The sequence below is a fragment of the Bradyrhizobium sp. HKCCYLRH3099 genome, from assembly GCF_051167855.1.
Classification (GTDB): Bacteria; Pseudomonadota; Alphaproteobacteria; order Rhizobiales; family Xanthobacteraceae; genus Bradyrhizobium.
Genome location: NZ_JBNPTW010000004.1, coordinates 132,894 through 153,649, shown reverse-complemented (window position 1 = coordinate 153,649; position 20,756 = coordinate 132,894). Strand labels below are relative to the sequence as shown.

Here is a 20,756-nt window from a genome sequence, read left to right as displayed (position 1 = left end):
TCCAGGGCGGCCGAACGTTCGTTGACAGAACACGCCGCTGACCCCCGATGCACATCGAACTAATTGCAACCGACTTGATGGCGCGCGGAACACGCCTTTCCAGTGTTGCCGCATCCATCATGATCGTCCTCCGCACCGCTATCGAGTCCTGCATCGATCGAGATGACAATGCCTGTGCGTTGCACCGCAGGAAGATTTATTCGGCTTCGTGGCGTCATTCGGCCCGGACGACGACCAATGAGTGCGGAACGAAGGTGATAGACAGACGAATGTGTGACGCGCGCGCTGCATGCGTGTTCGTCTTGCCGCTGCAACTATCGATGATCGCGATCGGATTTGCCGCGGAGCTGATCGCGCCGAGCAATGCCGCAATCTCTTCCCGCGAGTTAGTTGCATCTGGCAGATGATGGCGTAACCACCCGCGCTGCTGCGACAGATTTGCCCATGCGTCGCATTGTTGCCGGAAAATCGTCGGCATCGGCTGTCAAGAGCGCTTGGTGAAGCACTGCCTTTGGGAGACGCGCCTGGATGAGTCTGGCTCAAGACCGCCCGAGAATGAAAGCCGCGGCTGCCATCACTGACCTTCTCTCGGGAAGCGATGACCCGGTGACGCGCGGATTGCGCCAGGCCGTGAAGCGCATGGCGGGCATCGGCGTGTTCAGCGGTGTCATCAACGTCCTGATGCTCTCGGGTTCCGTCTACATGATGCAGGTCAACGACCGCGTCGTCCCGAGCAAAAACCTGGCGACGCTCATCGGCCTCTCCGTGATGATTCTCGTCGTCTACCTGATCCAGGGCTATTTCGACGCGCTGCGCACCCGCATGCTGTGCCGGGTTGCAACCGTGTTCGATGCGAGCCTGCAAGACGCCATTCATCACGCCTTGGCCACGCTGCCCCTGCGCGGAACCAAGCCGATGATGATGCAGCAGCCGCTGCGCGATCTCGATCAGTTGCGCGCCTTCATGTCCAGCATGGGACCGACGGCTTTCCTCGACATGCCCTGGATCCCGATCTTCCTGATCGGCATGTTCCTGTTCCATCCATTGATCGGCATCACCGCGATCATCGGCACGGTGGCGATCATCGGCATGACCCTGGTGACCGATCGCCTGGCGCGTCAGGCCAGCAGATCGGCGAGCGACACCAGCGCCGCGCGCCAGGTTCTCGCCGATGCCACGCAGCGCAATGCCGAGGTGATTCGCGCGCTCGGCATGCTCGACCGCTTTTCGGCGCGCTGGAATGCCGTCAACGAGAAGTATCTGAAGGACAACATCCGCGCGAGCGACGTCTATGCCAATCTCGGCGCCGCTGCGAAGGTCCTGCGCTTCATCCTTCAGTCAGGCATGCTCGGAATCGGCGCGGCCCTGGTCGTCTCCGAGCAGGCCTCCGGCGGCGTCATGATGGCTTCGTCGATCCTCATGGGCCGCGCCCTCGCGCCGATCGAGATCGCGCTCGGCAGCTGGAAGCAACTGGTCGCCGCGCGCCAGGGCATCACGCGCCTGCGCGACATCTGCCGGGCGACCGCAAAGCCCGAAGCGCCGCCGGTCGCCTTGCCACGTCCGTACCGCGAACTGACCGTGCAGGAGCTCACGGTCGCGGCCCCCGGCACGGATCGGCCGATCGTTCAGAACGTGTCGTTCTCGATCAAGGCAGGCACGGGCCTCGCGTTGCTCGGCGCGAGCGCCTCGGGCAAGACGTCGTTGTCGAAGGCGCTGGTCGGAATCTGGCCCGCGCTGCAGGGCACCGTTCGCCTCGATGGTGCGGCGCTCGATCAATGGAGCAACGAGGATCTCGGCCGCCACATCGGCTATCTGCCGCAGGACGTCGCGCTGTTCGACGGCAGCATTGCCGACAACATCTGCCGCTTCGACGAGAATGCCAATTCCGATGCCATTCTGAAGGCTGCGCAGATCGCCGGCGTGCACGACATCATCCTGCGGCTGCCGGAGGGCTACGCGACGCGAATCGGTCAGGGCGGCATGTCGTTGTCGGCCGGTCAGCGTCAGCGGGTCGGTCTGGCGCGTGCCGTATACGGCGACCCCTTCCTCATCGTGCTCGACGAACCCAACGCGAATCTGGACACCGACGGCGAAAACGCGCTGAGCCGCGCCATTCAGATCATGCGGCAGCAGAACCAGAGCATCGTCATCGTGATCTCGCATCGCCCGAGCGCGCTGAACGCGCTCAACATGGCGCTCGTCCTCTATGAGGGCAAGGCGATCGCATTCGGCCCCTGCCAGGAGATCTTCGCCCGTGTCGCCGGCGTCAAGCCTCCGGCCGGCCCCGCCGTTGCGCACGCCGCCGCGGCGCCCAGGGTTGCCGCTCCAGCAGCGGCACAAAATCCGAACGCCCGAATGCTTCGTCGCGCGGCCCCAGCAGAAAGCGCTTGATCAATGAAACACATCAACGACTTCAGGCCCTTCGATGACCAGAACTATGTGCGGCCGAAGACCCGCGCCGTCGGCCCGCAGGGTGATGCGCTGATTCTCGAGCTGCAGCGGCTGCAGGGCGCGTTCGATGACGGCTCGGAGGCGGATCCGCGTGATCGCCGCAATGCGCGTGACGGCGCAAAGAAGCGTCGGCGTACGCCGCCGCAGCAGACGCGCGCCAAGCCGCGCAAGAAAAAGGGCAGCACGATGGGGCGCGCGCTCGACGCGTCGCTCTCGCTGTTCGGCCTCGGCGCGCCCCCTCCCCGAGCGCGGCGCGGCGAGGGCATTCGCGAGATGGAGTGGCAGTCGCCCGCACCGACGCGCTCCTACGAGCCGGAGTTGTCGCCACCTTCACGGCAGCCTGCCGGACGGCTGCCAGCCCATAATGCACCGGTTCTGGATCTCAGAGACGCACGCCGGGATCCCGACTTCGGCGGCGCGACAGCACGGACGATGGGACAACAGAACCTCCCCGCCCGCATGATGAATGCGCCTGTCGTGCCGCAGACCCGGACCGGGCGGCTGGTGAACACGGCCGGCACCGCGCTCACCACCGGAATGACGTTCATCGCCGCCCAGGGAACGGCGGCCGATCTCGACGACGATTCGGACGAGTCGCTCGTTCCACGCGTCGGCCGCATGTTCGAGAACGAACTGCGCCTCGGCCTGCGCGTGCTGCTCGTGTTCGGCGTGCTCGTCGGCGGCTGGCTGACGCTGGTGCCGCTCGCGGGCGCGATCGTCGTGCCCGGCAATCTCGTGGTGCAGTCCAACGTGAAGGCGATCCAGCATCCGACCGGCGGCATCGTCGCGGAGATCAAGGTCGACAACGGCAAGCGCGTCGCCGCCGGTGATCTTCTCGTGCGGCTCGACGCGACCCAAAGCCAGGCCCAGCTGCAGTCGATCACCAAGCAGCTGAACGAGCAGCGCGCCAAGATCGCCCGGCTGTCCGCCGAGCGCGATGGTCTGGAGCAGCCGGAGTATCCGGCCACGCTGACGTCACGTCCCGACGATCCCCATGTCCGCGCGGTGATTGCCTCGGAAAACGCGCTGTTCAAGGCCCGTGCGATCACGCGCAAGAGCCAGAAGGACCTGCTGCAGGGACGCATCGTCCAGCTTAACAACGAGATCAGCGGCATGGAGTCCCAGCTGGAGTCGAAGAACAAGCAGATCGACCTGATCAAGGGCGAACTCGCCGGCGTGCAGGATCTCTACGACAAGCGCCTCGTGCCGTTGACGCGACTGACGACGCTGCAGCGCGAGGCCGCGCGCATCGACGGCGAACGCGGCCAGCTCGTGTCCAGCGTCGCCGAGACCAGGTCCAAGATCAGCGAAGCCGAGTTGCAGACCGTCAAGATCGATCAGGACTTCCGCAGCGAGGTCGTCAAGGATCTCGGCGAAGCCCAAGCCAAGGAAGGCGATCTCGTCGAGAAGGGCGTCGCCGCACGCGATCAGCTCGACCGCATCGAGATGCGTGCGCCCAATTCCGGCACCATCCACCAGCTCGCCGTTCACACCATCGGTGGCGTCATCAAGCCGGGCGAGACGGTGATGGAGCTGGTGCCCGACTCCGACGAGTTGCAGGTCGAGGCGCATGTCCAGCCCAAGGACATCGACCATGTCCACAACGGCCAGGATGCGATGGTCCGCTTCAATGCGTTCAACCAGCGCACCACGCCGCAGCTCAATGGCCAGGTGTCGTTCGTGTCACCCGACATCACCAACGACCAGCGGTCTGGCTCGACCTACTACACGGTCCGGATCACGTTGTCAGACGAGGAGCGGAAGCGGCTCGGCAACCTCAATCTGATGCCGGGCATGCAGGCCGAGGTCTTCGTCCAGACCGGTAGCCGTACGATGCTCAGCTATCTGATGAAGCCGGTACTCGATCAATGGCGCCGCGCCTTCGTGGAGTAGGAGGTTCGACACATCGCGGTCTGCGAGATCTTCAACGCAAAGCGCAGACCGCAGCCGCGATATCAGCATGAACGTCGCAAGCTTTCCCCGCACCTCCGATCCCGCGATGGTGCCCCTGGCTGCGCGAGCGCCGGACGCCGAGCCAAGCGTCACGCGCGAGGCTGTCGATCGCCTGGAAAAGCCCCGGCTATCGCCGCCTTCGGCGCTGCCGACCCAGGAGGGGCCACGGGGGCTTCGCTTCGACTTCAATGATGGCTGCCGCGTCATGCTGCCGGACAACGGACAGCCCTGGCGCGTGCGGATGAGCGATCTCGAGACGGCCAACCTGCTGTTCGACATCGACCTGCGGTCCGGGCACGTCAACAGTGCCAAGCGCTATTTCATTCCGTTCAGGCTGGAGGTCTGGTCCGGATCCGAACGCCTGCTGTGCCACGATTACGACGCCACCGACCGTGACGTGCTGATCCAGTTTCCGGTCGGCACCATCGGCGACGTGATCGGCTGGATGAGCTACGCGGTGAAGTTCAAGGAGCAGCACTCCTGCCGCCTCAGCTGCGCGCTGGGCGAAGCGTTGATCCCGCTGTTCGCTGCCGCCTATCCGGACATCACCTTCATTGCGCCCGATGCAATCCAGGCCGAGCGATACTACGCCACCTACTCCGTCGCCCTGTTCTTCGACGACGCCCAGTCGGTCTACCAGCCCTGCGATTTCCGGCAGGTCGGCCTGCATCGCACGGCCGCCTATATCCTCGGCGTCGATCCGGCCGAACGGCCGCCGCGCGTGGCGCTCGACGACGACAGCCGGCCGATCGAAGCGCCCTATGTCTGTATCGCCGTGCAGGCCACGACCGGCTGCAAGCACTGGAACAATCCCGGCGGCTGGGACCGAATCGTCTCCTTCCTCAAGCAGACCGGCTATCGCGTGGTTTGCATCGACCAGCACGCCAGCCGCCACCACGGTGCGTTCCGGACACAGATTCCCGCCGAGGCCGAGGATCAGACCGGTGACCGGCCGCTGCCCGAGCGCGCGCGCTGGCTCAAGCATGCCGCGTTCTTCGTCGGCCTCTCCTCCGGCCTGTCGTGGCTCGCCTGGGCGGTCGGCACGCCGGTGGCGCTGATCAGCGGCTTCACCCATCCGATCAACGAATTCGCAACGCCCTACCGCGTCATCAACCATCATGTTTGCAATGGCTGCTGGAATGACGGCCGTCATCGCTTCGACCATCAGGACTTCTTCTGGTGCCCGCGCTGGAAGGGCACGCCCCGACAGTTCGAATGCACCCGCCTGATCACCGCTGACCATGTCGAAGGCGTGCTGCGGCGGATTCCCGGCTTCGGAGAAGGACTGCCGCCCCAAACGGAAGCGTCTTCCCATCCGGCGGCCGCCGAGCCGCGTCAGCCCCCTGAGTTTCCAGACGGGCGGCCGGAGCATGACCAGCCGATCGCCTTGTCGTCCCTGCTGGCGCGCCGAACCGGCGACGTGCCAAGCGGCGGCCTCGCCGTCGGCGTGACGGTCGCCGCCGGCCGGTTGTTGGACCAGGCGACTGCTCGGATCGCGGCAGGAGACCAGGCAGCCACCGCCGGTGATCTCCCGACGGCGCTGGAGAACTACAAGGACAGCATCGCGATCGTCAGGCATCTGACAACAGCCGATCCTGACAATGCCGGCTTTCAACGCAACCTGTCGGTTGCCTTGAACAGGATCGGCGCTGTCTTGTTCGTTCAGCGAAATCTCGAGGCCGCACATGCCGCCTACTCCGCGAGCCTGGCGATCATCCGGAAGCTCACGGCCGCGCATCGCGGCAATCTCATCTTTCACCGCGATCTTGCCTGGGGCCATGCTCTGTTGGCCGACGTGCTCGCCGCCCAGGGCCGCCATGCCGAGGCCTTCGAGCAGCGACGCGCCAACACCGCGCTGATGACCCATCTGTCCAACATCGCAGCCAACGATCCGTCGCTGCCGCAGGCGCTGGCCACGTCCTACCAGAGCCTCGGAGATGCCTTCGTTCCTCTCGGCAATATCGATGGCGCGCTCGCCGTCTACCGCATCAGCCTCGGCCTCACCAAGCGCGGGCTCGACGCCAACACGCAGGATCCTGGCTGGAACCAGTTGTACACCAGCCTGCTCCAGAAGATCCGTGCCGCGCTGATTGCGCAGCGCCAGGCCGCTCCGCAGTCCTGAGCAGTCGGCCGGCGCGTTCTTCCGGGCGACTTCGGCCTTCCGTACCCGGACACGTTTCTTTCGGAGCGTGGGTCTAGTCTCTCGGAGAGCGGGTCGAACCGAACGTCAGCCAAATCTCCTGACGCGTTTTCGAACGCACGCCGCATCCCCTGCAACCCATTCGCAGGAAAGCCCCGGCGCTGGCGGGATCGCGGCGGCATGTTGACGAGAAGATGCAATTCGCGTCAGATGGCCGCACCTGCATTTGTTGCTTGCCACTGAAATTCAATCACTTGGCAGCTCGGATGGCGAAGCGTTCACAGCTTCGCGATGCCCGAACAACAACATAATTGCGGACTCCCCCACGCCAGTTTTGGCCCGATTGCTGCGACCAAATAGCGCAGCTGCGACAAAGCAGCGCGCGACAGCTTGGCGCATTCGCGCAAGCGCAAGTCGACCGCGCGGCGTGCTGCGGCGGGGCCGATGCATCCGCATCGCCCGGCCAGTTTCGGTAACGGCCCCTCGGCGGGGCGCCGGATGAACTTGGGGAGAGATGATCGATGGCGAACAACACCTTCAATCCGACGGCGCTGGCCAACGGAACGTCGAACCTGCTGGTGCGCGCATCCGCGCTCAACATGTCGACGGACCTCGTCCAGGCCGGCGTGGTGTTCAACGATGCCGTCCGCGCCTCGCTCGGACTGTTCACCCAGGCGGGCAGCGGCAACTCCAATCCCTTCCTCGGCAGCTACACCACCGATCTGCACGCCGTGCAGAACGACATTGCCGCGATGCTCGCCAATCCCGGGCAGGTGACGCTGGGCGGCCAGACGTTCACGCTGAACGCGACCGACACGGCCGTGCTCACCAACGTGCAGGCGCAGCTCTCGACGCTGATCACGGCCGCCGGGCAGACCACCAACGCGGCGACGATCACGGCCGCGGACCAGACGCTGCACGCCGTGCAGCAGGAGATCCTGCAGGAGATCAATGGCGATGCGCATCTCTCGGGCGCGCTGAACGGAGTCAATTTCCTTGCCAACACCGGCGGCCAGGACGTCGCCTTCCAGAACGCGCCGGCCGGAGCTGATGATGCGGCCACGCTGGCGGCTGCGACGGCCGGCAACACGCTCAAGGACGTCGGCCTCGTCTTCAACAAGGTGGTCGATCTCGCCTCCGGCGGCATCCACACCGGCAACCTGCAGGAGATCACCACGGACCTCACCGCGATCTCGCAGGGGCTGACCAACATCCTGAACAACAAGACCCAGCTTGCGCAGATCGAGAATGGCGAGACCGCGAATGCGGCGGCGCTGACCACGATCCATCTGCAGACGGTGCTCGGACAGGTCAATCTCGAGCTCACCCAATATGCCAAGGCCGAGACCACCGGCAATCAGGCGGCGTTGCGCGGCACCGCGGACAATCTGCTGGACTCCATCGACATCATCCAGGGTGACACCAATCTGAACATGGCCGCGGGCGGCAACGGCACGCCGGGCCATGCCGGCGGCTTCGCCGAGGATCCGGGCGGGCTGACCGGGACGGTCACCAAGTTCCAGGACAACCAGGCGCAAACGAACTTCTGGGCAGCCTTCCTGGCGGAGGCCAACACCATCAATGCGACGCTGCAGAAGATCTCGACCGGCGGCGCGCAAGCCAGCGCGGCACTGGTCTCGCAGATACAGAACTATCAGCAGTTCGGCGCCAATTTCGATGCGGCGCAGGGGGCCGTGTTCCGCGGCCGCTTCGACAATGAGTTGCTGAGCGGCACGCTCGAGGCCGACTCGGCGGCCGCGGTGAAAGGCCTGCAGGGCATCTTGAACGGCGACACGGGCGCGGCCCTCGCGGCCGACAAGGCGATGCTCGCAGCGGCTGGCCAAGGCTTTGCGGCCGACGCCATGGATGTCTCAGGCAACAACATCGCCATCGGCGGCGCGACCTATGTCGGCTCGGCAACGACGGTGTCGACGGCCACCTCCGTGCACGGCCTTGCCCAGGGCACGATCCCGGTGACGGCGACGCCCAACATCGCCAATGGCACGGGCGGAACCACAACGACGCCACCGAGCACGGGCGGCGGAGGGACGGGCACCGGCGGAATGCACACCACACCGGTGAACTTCAGCCCCACCGCGCTCGCCAACGGCACCTCGAACCTCTTGACCCGCGCCACGGCGATCCAGCATTCGACCGATCTGGTGCAGGCTGGCGTTGTCTTCAACGATGCGGTGCGCGCCTCGCTCGGTCTGTTCAGCCTCGCCAACAGCGGCAACTCACCCGCTTTCCTGACGAGCTATCAGGCCGACATCACGGCGGTGCAGACCGACATCGCGGCGATGCTCGCCAATCCCGGCCAGGTCACCCTCGGCGGCAAGACGTTTGCGCTCAACGCCACCGACACGGCGGTTCTCACCAATGTCGAGGGCCAGCTCGGCACCCTGCTCCAGGCCGCGGGTCAATTCGCCAACGCGACCACGCATTCCGCCGCAAGCCAGACGATCCATGCCCTGCAACAGGAGATCCTTGGTGAGATCCACAACGATGCGCATCTGGCCAACGCACTCAACAACGTGCCCTTCCTCGCCAATACCGGCGGCCAGGACGTCGCGTTCCAGACGTCGCCGGCGGGCGCAGACGATCCGGCAAGCCTTGCAGCCGCGACGGCCGGCAACAGCCTGAAGGATGTCGGGCTCGTGTTCAACAAGGCTGTCGAGCTCGCGTCCGGCGGCATCAACACCGGGAATGTCCAGGAGGTTCACACCGACCTCACGGCGGTCGCAAGCGGCCTGACGGCCATCCTCAACAACCAGACTCAGCTCGCGCAGATCGAGGCCGGCGAAACCGCGAACGCAGCGGCGCTGACGACGATCCATCTGCAGACGGCGCTCGGACAGATCAACCTGCAGCTCAACAAATATGATCAGGCGGCGACCACCGGGAATCAGGCCGCTCTCCGCGGCACCGCCGACAATCTGCTCGACATCATCGACATCGTTCAGGGCGACACCAACCTCAACATGGCTGCAGGCGGCAACGGCAATGCGGGTCATGCCGGCGGTTTCGCCGAGGATCCCGGTGGATTGACCGGGACCGTGACCAGGTTCCAGGACAACCAGGCGCAGACGAACTTCTGGGCGGCCTTCCTGGCGGAGGCCAACACCATCAACGCCACACTGCAGAAGATCTCGACCGGCGGGGCCCAGGCCAGTGCCGCGCTGATCACGCAGATCCAGAACTACCAGCAGTTCGGCGCCAATTTCGATGCCGCGCAGGGCGCCGTCTTCCAGGGCCGCTTCGACAATGAGCTGCTCAGCGGCACGCTCGAGGCCGACACGGCGGCGGCGGTGAAGGGTCTGCAAGGCATCCTCAACGGCGACACTGGCGCGGCGCTTGCCGCCGACAAGGCGATGATCGCGGCAGCCGGCCAAGGCTTCGCGGCCGACGCGATGGATGTGTCCGGCAACAACATCCCCGTCAATGGCGGCACCTATGTCGGCACCGCAACGACGGTCTCAACGGCGACGTCGATCAAGGGCACCGCGCAAGGCACGATCCCCGTCACGGCCACACCGAACCTCGCAAATGGCACCGGCGGCACCGCGGCAGCAGGCACCAGCACGGCTGGAAGCGCGGGAGGAGGTGCTGCGACCGGACATGGCGGCTCGGCTGCAGGTGGCACGGCTGGCGCGTCGTCGGGCGGCACCACCGCAGCAAACAACGGCAGCGCTGCCGCGCATTCCTGTGAGCATCAGCATCATCATGATCACAGCGCAGGAGCCCATACGAGCCAGGCCGCGGCCGCAGCGCCCGATATGTCGCAGCATCACGCGCTCTATCACATGTGGCACTGAGGGCCGTCACGGATGGCACGCCTCGCCCACATCCGCGGCTTCGGATGCACACATCATTCCGCACGAGCCCGAGTCGGCTCGTGTTGGAATAATTCCAAGGAGCGTCCGCGGAACCCTCGTCACATCGGGGCAACTTCTTGTCCGGACCGTGTGTCGTAACGTCGCGCGCAGCCAATGTTGCGGAGATGCCACGACTAAAATCAACGGGTTAGAACGCTTCTACGCGCTGCCGTGACCTCGGTGCGACAGCGGACGCATGCCCGAACAACATCATATTTGAGGACTCCGCGACGCTTCTTTTGGCCCCATTGGAGCAAATAATTCCCAGGTGCTTTGAGGCTGCGACATTTCGCCCGCTCTGCGAAGGAGTGAACGAGACGTCGCCGCCCGATCAACGCCCGCGTGCTGTGACGACGCCAAGCAGCTGACGCCGGGTTGAAACTTGGGGAGATAGTTCTGATGGCAGCCAATACATTCAACCCGACGGCGCTGGCGAATGGCACGTCCAATCTTCTGGTGCGCGCCTCGGCGCTCAACCTGTCGACCGACCTCGTCCAGGCCGGCGTCGTGTTCAACGACGCGGTTCGTATTTCGACCGGCCTGTGGTCGACGCCGCAGAACAGTGGCAACTCCAACCCGTTCCTCGGCAGCTACACCACCGACCTGCATGCCGTGCAGAACGACATCAACGCGATGTTGGCCAATCCCGGCGACGTCACGATCGGCGGCAAGTCGTTCACCCTGAACGCCACCGACACCGCGGTGCTCACCCAGGTCTCGAACGAGATCACGACGCTGATCAACGCGGCGCCGCTGACGACCAACCCGGCGACGCTGGCCGAGGCCGACCAGACCATTCACAACGTGCAGATGCAGATCCTGGCGCAGATCCAGGGTGATGCGCATCTGGCATCGGCGCTTAACAACGTTCAGTTCCTGGCCAACACCGGTGCCATGGACGTGGCGTTTCAGAGCCTTCCTGCCGGCAACGACAGCGCGACCAGTCTTGCCGCGGCCGCAGCCGGCGACCTGACCGCCATCGGCACGGTGTTCAATGCGGTCGCCGACCTCTCGCTGGGCGGCATGAGCGCCAACAACATCAACCAGGTGCAGGCCGACTTCACGGCGATCACGCAGGGCCTTCAGGCGATCCTGAACGATCCGGCGAAGCTCGCCGCGATCGAAGCCGGCCAGACCTCCGTTGCGGCGCAGACGACGACGCTTCATCTCATGACGCTGCTCAGCCAGGCAAACCTGCAGCTGAACAACTACAACGTCGCCGAGACGATGGCCAATCCGACGGCTCTGCGCGGCTCCGCTGACAATATCGTCGACATGATCGACGTGTTCCAGAACGACGAGGCGCTCAACAAAGCGGCGGGCGGCACCGGCGCACCGGGGCACATCGGCGGCTTCTCGGAAATGCCGGGCGGCCTGACCGGAACCGTCACGCGCTTCCAGGACAATCAGGCGCAGACCAATTTCTGGGCCAACTTCCTCGCCGAGGGTAACACGCTGGGTGCGAAGCTCGTCGCGGTCGCCAATGGAACAGGGACGGCATCGCAGGCCCTGATCGACCAGATCACGAACTACCAGAACTTCGGCGCCGCGTTCGACATGGCGCAGGGGGCGGTGTTCAAGGGCCGGTTCGACGACGAGCTCGTCGCCGGAGCTCTGCAGTCCGACACCATCATGGCCACGAAGGCCCTGATGGGCATCATGAACGGCGACACGGGTGCCGCCCTGGCGACCGATCAGGCGATGCTGAAGGCTGCCGCTGCGAACTACATCGGCAACGCCGGCGACATCGCCGGCAACAACATCGCGATCGGCGGATCGGACTATGTCACCTCGGCAACGAGCTTCGTGACGGCCACTGCGGTGAACGGCATTGCCCAGGGCACCGGTATGCCGGCGGGCGCCAACCCGAACATCGCCAACGGCACCGGCGGTGCGGCCGCTGCTCCGACCACCCCGGCGCCCACGACACCGACGCCGACCACCCCTGCTCCGACGACGCCTGCTCCGACGACTCCGGCCCCCACGACGCCACCGCCGACCACTGGCGGCAACACCAACAACATGCACCACCACCATTGCCATAGCAGCCACCACACGGCAGCGGCCGCAACGGCTAGTACGGCGGCGGCTGCAACGGCGGCGCCCGATATGTCGCATCATCATGCGATGCATCACATGTGGGCCTGACGTCCCAACCACGGCGACCTATCCAAGCCGGCGCAGACCCCCTCGGTCCGCGCCGGCTTCGGTGCGTCCCGCGAGATCCTGCGATTGTCCGCAAGATGCTTTCGCGAACTGCAAGTGACGCGGCCGCGATCGGCTCCGCCGAGCCTCCGTTTCGCTTCATTCCACCACGACAACTCCTTCTGTCGAACACTTCGTAAGTTGTGATCATGAACGAGCCAGCCCTCGCCTTCCGTCCTCGACTCGTGCCGGCATCGACCGACGCCAGCAGGCTACATCCGTCCCCGATCGACGATCGCGCCCTGCAGGTTGCCGAGGAGGCCTACCGCAAGGTGCTCGCGCTTCAGCCGACGCATTTCCGCACCCTGTGCGGTCTTGCCACTGTCCGTCTCCAACTCGGTGACGCCCGGGAGGCCCGAACGCTGCTGGACCGGGCCGCGGACGTGGCGGGCGAGTCGGCAGACCTGCAGTTGACCGTAGGAAAGGCGTTCGCGGCATTGGGCGACCTCGCCAAGGCGACATCGCATTTCGCGCGCGCCGCCGCGCTGGACGACTCGTCGGTCGAACCCCGCCTGCTGCTCGGCGGCGCGCTCTACGGCCTGGGGGATCCCGCGGCGGCCGTCCAGCATCTCGAAGGGGCGCTGTCCATCGACGATGCGAACCCGGATCTGCACCAGGCGCTCGGCCTTGCGCTGCAGCGGCTCGGCCAGTTCGAGAAGGCGGCGGCGCATCACGCCGCGGCGCTTGCGGCAAGGCCGCAATTCGCGGCGGCCGCCAGCAGTCTCGGTGATGCCTGCCGGCAGCTCGGCCGGCATGCGGACGCGATCACTCATTACACTCGCGCTCTCGCGATCGACTCCAACATGCCGACGGTCCTGCTCAATCTCGGCGGCTGTCATCAGGCGCTTGGCGAACGCGATGCCGCCATTCGCCACTTGCAGAGGGCGCTCGCATTGAGCCCGCAACTTGCCGAGGCGCATTACAATCTCGGCAATATTCACCTCGATACTAAGAGCTGGCCGGCGGCGATTTTCCACTACGAGCGCGCGATCGCTCTGCGACCGGACTTTCCCGAAGCGCATAACAATCTCGCCAATGCCCTGGAGTCGTCTGGCCGGCACGAGGGTGCCTTGTCCCACTATGACGAAGCGTTGCGGCTGCGACCGGACTATGCCGTGGCCCACCGCAATCGCGCCGACTCGCTGCGCAACGCGCAGCGGTACGACGAGGCCATCGCCGGATATCAGGCCGCTCTCGCGCACGATCCCCGCGACACCACGACGATGAACCATCTCGCGGGCGTCCTGACGATCGTCGGCCGGATCGAGGACGCAGCGCGCACCTACGAAACCGCCCTCGCCGTCAACCCGCGCAGCATCGGCACGCACCTCAACTACAGCGTGGTCAAGCCGTTCGCCGTCGACGATCCACGCTGGCCGGCGCTGCAGGACCTGGCATCGAGCGCGGAGACGCTCACCGAAGACGCCCGCATCGCGCTACACTTCACCCTTGGCCGCGCCTACGCCGACGTCAGGGACGGCGAACGATCCCTTCTGCACCTCAATGCCGGCAACGGCCTCGAGCGCCGCCGCATCAACTACGATGAGAACCAGGCGCTCCGCCAGATCGAGCGCATTCGGGCGGTGTTCTCCAAGGACGCGATAAGGGCGCGCGCCGGCCACGGCGATGCATCGCAGGCACCGGTCTTCGTGATCGGCATGCCGCGCTCGGGCACCAGCCTGATCGAGCAGATCCTCGCCAGCCATCCGGCGGTCCATGGCGCCGGCGAGATCAATTTCTTCGCGGCCGCCGCGGCGCTCTTTAGCGACCGCACCCGTGGCGACTTCCCGGAGATGCTCGCCAAGCTCGCAGATGCTGACATCTCGACGCTTGCGCGCGCCTATCTCGACCGGTTTCAAAACCTTCCGGCCGAGACGCAGCGCATCGTCGACAAAATGCCGTCGAACTTCCTGTTTGCCGGGCTGATCCATCTCGCGTTGCCGAACGCACGCATCATTCACGTCCGGCGCAATCCGATCGACACCTGCCTGTCCTGCTACACTCAGCTTTTCGCCGAACCGCAGCCCTTCGCCTATGACCTCGCCGAGCTCGGACGCTACTACCGGGCCTACGAGGCGCTGATGAAGCACTGGCGCGATGTCTTGCCGGACGGCGTCATGCTCGAAGTCACGTACGAGGATGTCGTGCGCGACTTCGAGCCGCACGCGCGCAAGATCGTGGCCCATAGCGGGCTCGAATGGAACGAGGCCTGCCTGTCGTTCCATCAGACCAAGCGTCCGGTCAACACCGCGAGCCTCGTCCAGGTCCGCAAACCGCTGTTCACCGGATCGGTGGGCCGCTGGCGGATGTATGGCGATGGACTGCGGCCTTTGCTCGACGCGCTCGGAACCGAGGCTCTGCGGCCAGCAATCGCGGAGGCCATTGCCGGGACGACGCAGTCTCAGCCGGCAAAGGCGGCCCCGCCCGTGGTGACGTCGCCTGCGGAGGCCCCGCCTCTGTCGTTCGAGACAACCGGAACGCAGCAATCGCTCGCAGATGACGCCGCTGTCGTCGCCAAGAAGCTCCAGGGCCGTGGCGACCACAAGGATGCCGAAGCAATCTTCCGGTTGATCCGCGCAGGCCAGCCGAACCATTTCGGCGCGTTGATAGGCCTCGGCATGATCTGCACCACTGCCAATCGCCTGGATGAGGCCAAGGAGCTTTTCGAGCGCGCGGTCGCGGTCAACGACAAGTCCGCCGAGGCCCATGGCAGCATCGGCGCCGTCGAGGCCTCCGCCGGCCGCTATGACGTTGCGGTGCAGCACTACGAGACGGCCCTCGCGCTGTCGCCGAGTCATCCCGGCATTCTCTATGCCTTTGCGATGGTCCGGCAGAGCCAGGGTCTCGTCGATGAAGCGATGGCCCTGCTCCGCCGCGCAATCGACAACAAGCCGCAGCACCTCGATGCGCATTTCGCGCTCGGCAACCTGCTCTACACGGCAGGTAAGGACATCGAGGCCGCGCGGCATTATCTCAAGGTTCTCGACGTCAGCCCCGAGCACGCCGAGACCCACAACAACATCGCCAACGTGCTGCTGCGCCAGGGCCATCGCGAGCGCGCGGTCGAGCACTACCAGCGCGCGATCGCGAGCCGGCCCGACTACGCCGACGCCTATGGCAATCTCGGCAACGCCTTCCTCGAGCTCAACCGGCTGGAGGAGTCGATCGAGCAGAACCTCCTGGCCATCAAGATCAAGCCGGAGCGGTTCGGCTCCTACAACAATCTCGGCGTCGCCTATCAGGCGCTCGGGCGCTTCGAGGAGGCGACCGCGGCGTTCGCCAAGGCGCTCGAGCTGGCGCCCGACGACGCCTCGATCCATCTCAACCTGGCGAACATGAACAAGTTCAAGCCCGATGATCCCAGGCTGACCGGCTTGCGGGGACTGATCGAGCGCATCGACCAGCTCGACCAGGAGAAGCAGATTGCGGCGCACTTCGCGATGGGCAAGGCGCTGTCCGATCTGAAGGACTACGACGCCGCCTTTTCGCATCTGCAGCAGGCGAACACGCTCAAGCGCAAGAGCTTCGACTACGACTCCCATCAGCGGCTCGGCATGATGAAGAACGTCGCCGCGCGCTTCACCCCCGAGTTTTTCCGGTCCGTTGCCGGTCAGGGTGACGACTCCTGGGCGCCGATCTTCATCGTCGGCATGCCGCGCTCCGGAACCACGCTGATGGAACAGGTGCTGGCGAGCCATTCCAAGGTTTTCGGCGCGGGCGAGCTCGAGACCTTCAAGGAACTGGTCGGCGAATGCGCCGGCCGGCAGAAGGTGGCTCCGGAGTACCCCGATCTGATCGCACTCCTGCCGCCGGAGGAGATGACGCGGCTGGGACAGCAGTACACCGCCCGCGTGCGTCCGCTGGCGCCCGAGGCCCAGCATATCGTCGACAAGATGCCGCTGAACTTCCTGTTCGTCGGCCTGATCCATGCCGCGTTCCCGCGCGCCAGGATCATCAACACAAGGCGCGACCCGCTGGACAATTGCATCTCATGCTATCAGCTGCTGTTCACCGGCGCCCAGCCCTTCGCCTATGACCTCACCGAGCTCGGTCACTACTTCCGGGGCTATGAGGGCGTGATGGAGCACTGGCACAAGGTGCTGCCGCCGGGAATCCTGATGGACGTCCAGTACGAGGATCTCGTCGATGACCTCGAAGGCGTCTCCCGCCGCGTGCTCGCGCATTGCGGGCTCGACTGGGAGGAGTCCTGCCTGGATTTCCACCGGACCGAGCGGACCGTGCGCACCGCGAGCCTGATGCAGGTCCGTGAGCCGATCTATCGCCGCTCCATCGGCAGCTGGCGGCGCTACGAGAAACATCTCGGACCGCTGCGCGAGGCGCTCGGACTCGATGCCTCTACGCCGGCGCCGGAGAGCGCATGACCGCCGGCAAATAACCGGGTGCTGTTGCCCAGGGATCGGTGACAGGCGCGGCACCCGGCTATCCGGCCGCGCGGCGGAGCGGCTCGATCATTGTGCGTCAGGCTCTTTAAGAAATTATCTTCGTCATATGCCGTCGCCTCGGTTTTACTACGCAGACGACAAACTAATTACACAATCATAGGTTGATTATATGGCAGAGCGGGTGTCTTTGGGCGATTCTCGTTCGCAGTTCGCCCAAACGCACATCGCGCTTCGAGCGAACCACCTCGCCCCCTTCTCATCAGCAGATAGTTCGTCTCGTTAGTTCGGCGTGAGCTGTCCGCGCCTCCCGCCGACATGGCGCCTGACCGCACTCCTTGTGATGCGCGTTCGCCTCCTGACCATCCGGCCAAACGATGCCATACGGAACCCGGGGATTGCAGCGCGCTCGGTCAATCTTCGACAACGCCCTGGTTCGGACCGGGCCTTGTCTCGTCGCCCTCTCCATGCCTACCGCAGCGGGAACCGGCGATCGCGCGGCATCGAGGCGTTGCCATCGGGCCGGGAAAGCAGGGCTGTGATGAAGCGTCAGCAGGTGCTTGACCTGGACGCCAAGGCTTGGTTTGACCCGATTGTCGCCGGTCTGGTGCCCCCAACCGGCACGACCCTGCCCCAAACCGTGGAAGATCCCTGGCCATGCGCATCACCCTCGTCGGCTCCCGCCATTTCGGTGTCGCCACACTGAACATGCTGCGCGAGAGAGACATCGAGATCGCCCGCGTGGTGGTGCATGACGGCGAGGACCGGCTTGCAGCCGCAGCGCGCGCGGCCGGGATCGAGGTGGTGGTCCAGGCCAATCCGAAGGTCGTCCCGGCCAGCGAGATCGCTCCCGGCACGGACCTGATCGTCACGGCGCACAGCCATGCCCGCGTCACCCAGGAGGCGGTTGCGGCCGCCCGGCTGGGCGGCATCGGCTACCATCCGTCGCTGCTGCCGCGCCACCGCGGCATCGCGGCGGTGGAGTGGACGATCAAGGAAGGCGACGCGATCGCCGGCGGCACGATCTACCATCTGGCCGACCGCATGGACGCCGGCGCCATCGCCGCCCAGGATTGGTGCTTCGTCAAGAAGGGCGAAACCGCGCGTGAGCTGTGGGAGCGCGCGCTGGCGCCGCTCGGCCTCAAGCTGCTCGGCGACGTCGTCGAATCAGCCAAGGCGACCGGGACGATTCCGGCCAAGCCGCAGGACGAGCAGTTCGCCACCAAGGCGCCCAGCCTGACGCCGCACTGAGCGGCCGATCGCGGCCTCGCATCACATCCTCGACGCCGCCGAGGCCCGCTTTTCGAACGGTCTCACAACGTATGCGCGGGCGAAATCGCGCCTGAGCGCTGTCGGCACAAGGCTGTGACAGCGGTATGTTCATGCGGCACGCGAAGGCACAAAACGTCCACACGGCCGCCCGAATGACTCAAGGCCGGGTTCCGCATTAATCCTTAACAAGCTGAAACTCCTCAATAAAAATCCATTGCGGCGACGCGGCAAATTTTCGTCACAATTCGTCCAAATAAGCTTTGCATCACAGACATTGAGGGACAAAGAGACATGGGTCTCGATCGCATTGGAATGGCCTTGGCCGCGTCGATCCTGGTGGGCAGCTCGGCCGCCCCCGCATTCGCTCAGTCACCCTATGACGGCCAGTGGCAAGTCACGATCGTGACGAATAGCGGCAGCTGCGAGCCGACGGCTAGCTCGACCCTGATCGTGGCAGACGGTAAGATCTCCGCGGCGGGGGCCAACGTGTCAGGATCGATCGGGCGCGAGGGCCTCGTGAAGGTCTCGATCAATGGCGCATATGCAAATGGGCAGCTCAACGGCAATTCTGGTTCGGGCAAGTGGAACGGCGCGTCGGCAGGCATCCCCTGCAGCGGCCGCTGGCAGGCGTCCCGGCTCTGAAGACAACTTCATTTCTTCGGGAATGGCGCGGCGGCTGATGGCCGCCGCCTTCGTTTTAACCGGCGTTTTCGCCGCCTCGCCTGGTCGGGCCGATCCCGGCCCGTTCACCGGCCTGGCCGGGACCTGGGGCGGCAGCGGCACCGTGGCGCTCGAGGATGGATCGACCGAGCGAATTCGCTGCCGGGCCACCTACGGCGTATCCGGCGCGCGCATGACCCTGGTCCTGACCTGCGCGAGCGACGCCTACAAGTTCGGGCTGCAGGCCGACGTTCTCGCGGAAGGGTCTGCCATCTCCGGCAGCTGGACCGAGACCAGCCGCGGCGTCAGCGGTGTGCTGCAGGGCCGCGGCGGCGGCGGCAATTTCCAGTTGCTCGCGACCACCGCGGGCTTCAACGCCAACATCGCGCTCAGCACCCGCGGCAACAAGCAGTCGGTTTCGATCCGGGCCGACAGCCAGTTCCGCGCCGCCAATATCTCGCTGTCGCGATAGCGGCCCGCTCAGGCGCGCTTGGCACCGGCGTTGGGCGCCGGCGCCAACTGCGCGGCGGTCCGCTTGATCGTCTTGGCGACCAGAAGCGCCTGTTCCCGGGTCATCGCAAAGTCCTGCACGCCCTTGTGAGTGGTCAGCGACAGCACCATGAGATGCGGTTCGCGCTCCGGCCAGCCGGTGGCGAAAGCGGTGACGAAGTCGGCTGAAGCGGCGCGTTCGGTCATGTCGGAAGCTCTGCCCTGGTTGTTTCGAGGCGGCGGCTTTAGGACGAAACGCGCCCACACTCCACGATTTTCTAAGCTGCGGACGGCCAAGTTCCGCTGCGCGCCTTGATGCAGCGCGGCATTCAATTCGTTTGCAATGTCGGACAGCCGAGGTGATACAGCCCGGCATTACCAGCCCTTCCTGACAGCGAGCTAATGCACCGTCCCGCTTCGAAACTGATGGCCGCGCTGTGGATGACGGGATGGCTCAGCCTCATGCTGGTGATGGCGGTGGCCGGCCGCGAAGCCATGCGCGAGATGAACGTCTTCGAGCTGATGGAGCTGCGCTGCCTCATCGGCCTCGTGATGCTCTGGCCCGTGATCGCGCTGAGCGGCGGTTTTGCGACCTTGCGCACGACCCGGCTGAAGCTCCATGCCGGCCGCAACCTCGTGCACTACGGCGCGCAGCTCGGCTGGTTCTTCGCGCTTACATTGATCCCGATCGGCCAGGTCGTCGCCATCGAGTTCACGATGCCGATCTGGACGGCGCTGCTCGCAGCCGCCTTTCTCGGCGAACGCCTGACGCTATTCAAGCTGCTGGCAATCGTGCTGGGCCTGGTCGGCGTCGTCGTCATCGTTCGTCCCGACACGGGCGCGATCAATCCGGGCCAGCTCATCGCGCTGGCTGCCGCCGTCGGCTTTGGCATCTCGATCGCGCTGGTCAAATACCTCACACGCACCGAGCCGACCGTCTCGATCATCTTCTGGATGCTCGCCGTGCAATCCGTCGCTGGCCTGGTTCCGACGCTGCTGCTGTGGACCTGGCCGTCCGCCACGGCGTGGGGCTGGATCGTCCTGGTCGCCCTGTGCGGCACGTTCTCGCACTTCTGCATGGCGCGCGCGCTGCTCTATGCCGACGCGACGATCGTGATCCCGATGGATTTCCTGCGCGTGCCGTTGACGGCGACCGTGGGCTGGCTGGTGTACTCGGAACGGCTGGACGCATTGACCCTGGTCGGGGCCGCCCTGATTCTGGCGGCAAACCTCGTCAACCTGCGGCCACCGCAGACTAGACCCGTCGCGGTCGGCAGTTCGGCGGGGCGCTGAGCGCCGATAGATACCGTT

Annotated in this window: 12 protein-coding genes; 10 read left to right on the top strand and 2 right to left on the bottom strand. The window is 65.4% G+C overall.

From position 1 onward, the window contains the following. Positions 1-214: 214 nt before the first annotated feature. Positions 215-478 (bottom strand): hypothetical protein, encoded by a 264-nt coding sequence (locus tag ACQR1Y_RS11400; protein WP_434877259.1) that lies wholly within the window; start codon positions 476-478, stop codon positions 215-217. A 161-nt stretch (positions 479-639) separates the two neighbouring features. Here ACQR1Y_RS11400 and ACQR1Y_RS11395 point away from each other — a divergent pair, with 161 nt between their 5' ends. The 9 genes from ACQR1Y_RS11395 to ACQR1Y_RS11355 all read left to right on the top strand — a co-directional run bounded on the left by ACQR1Y_RS11395 (position 640) and on the right by ACQR1Y_RS11355 (position 19,428). Continuing rightward, the gene (locus ACQR1Y_RS11395; RefSeq protein WP_434859246.1) at positions 640-2,391 is read left to right on the top strand and encodes a type I secretion system permease/ATPase; all 1,752 of its coding nucleotides are present in this window, start codon (positions 640-642) and stop codon (positions 2,389-2,391) included. A 3-nt stretch (positions 2,392-2,394) separates the two neighbouring features. Further along, a complete protein-coding gene (locus tag ACQR1Y_RS11390; RefSeq protein ID WP_434877258.1) occupies positions 2,395-4,344 on the top strand; it encodes an HlyD family type I secretion periplasmic adaptor subunit in 1,950 nt (649 codons plus the stop codon). 67 nt (positions 4,345-4,411) lie between these two features. Beyond that, positions 4,412-6,526: an autotransporter strand-loop-strand O-heptosyltransferase gene (locus tag ACQR1Y_RS11385; RefSeq protein WP_434877257.1), complete on the top strand. Its 2,115-nt coding sequence runs from the start codon at positions 4,412-4,414 to the stop codon at positions 6,524-6,526. Between the two features lie 539 nt (positions 6,527-7,065). Then, on the top strand, positions 7,066-10,359 hold the full coding sequence (locus tag ACQR1Y_RS11380) for a beta strand repeat-containing protein (RefSeq protein WP_434877256.1): 3,294 nt from the start codon (positions 7,066-7,068) through the stop codon (positions 10,357-10,359). A 459-nt stretch (positions 10,360-10,818) separates the two neighbouring features. Beyond that, on the top strand, positions 10,819-12,567 hold the full coding sequence (locus tag ACQR1Y_RS11375; protein ID WP_434858981.1) for a hypothetical protein: 1,749 nt from the start codon (positions 10,819-10,821) through the stop codon (positions 12,565-12,567). 206 nt (positions 12,568-12,773) lie between these two features. Beyond that, positions 12,774-17,006: a sulfotransferase gene (locus ACQR1Y_RS11370; protein WP_434877255.1), complete on the top strand. Its 4,233-nt coding sequence runs from the start codon at positions 12,774-12,776 to the stop codon at positions 17,004-17,006. A 675-nt stretch (positions 17,007-17,681) separates the two neighbouring features. Beyond that, positions 17,682-18,275: a formyltransferase family protein gene (locus tag ACQR1Y_RS11365; protein ID WP_434858983.1), complete on the top strand. Its 594-nt coding sequence runs from the start codon at positions 17,682-17,684 to the stop codon at positions 18,273-18,275. A 312-nt stretch (positions 18,276-18,587) separates the two neighbouring features. Then, the gene (locus ACQR1Y_RS11360) at positions 18,588-18,938 is read left to right on the top strand and encodes a hypothetical protein (protein ID WP_434858984.1); all 351 of its coding nucleotides are present in this window, start codon (positions 18,588-18,590) and stop codon (positions 18,936-18,938) included. A gap of 22 nt (positions 18,939-18,960) precedes the next feature. After that, on the top strand, positions 18,961-19,428 hold the full coding sequence (locus tag ACQR1Y_RS11355) for a hypothetical protein (RefSeq protein WP_434858985.1): 468 nt from the start codon (positions 18,961-18,963) through the stop codon (positions 19,426-19,428). An 8-nt stretch (positions 19,429-19,436) separates the two neighbouring features. Here ACQR1Y_RS11355 and ACQR1Y_RS11350 read toward each other — a convergent pair whose 3' ends face one another. Then, positions 19,437-19,652, bottom strand: a complete 216-nt coding sequence (locus ACQR1Y_RS11350) for a hypothetical protein (protein WP_434858986.1) — start codon at positions 19,650-19,652, stop codon at positions 19,437-19,439. A gap of 195 nt (positions 19,653-19,847) precedes the next feature. On the opposite strand from ACQR1Y_RS11350, the gene ACQR1Y_RS11345 reads away from it, so the two are divergent. After that, positions 19,848-20,738 carry a DMT family transporter gene (locus tag ACQR1Y_RS11345; RefSeq protein WP_434877254.1) on the top strand — a complete coding sequence of 297 codons (891 nt, stop codon included), beginning with the start codon at positions 19,848-19,850 and terminating at the stop codon, positions 20,736-20,738. Positions 20,739-20,756: the final 18 nt, after the last annotated feature.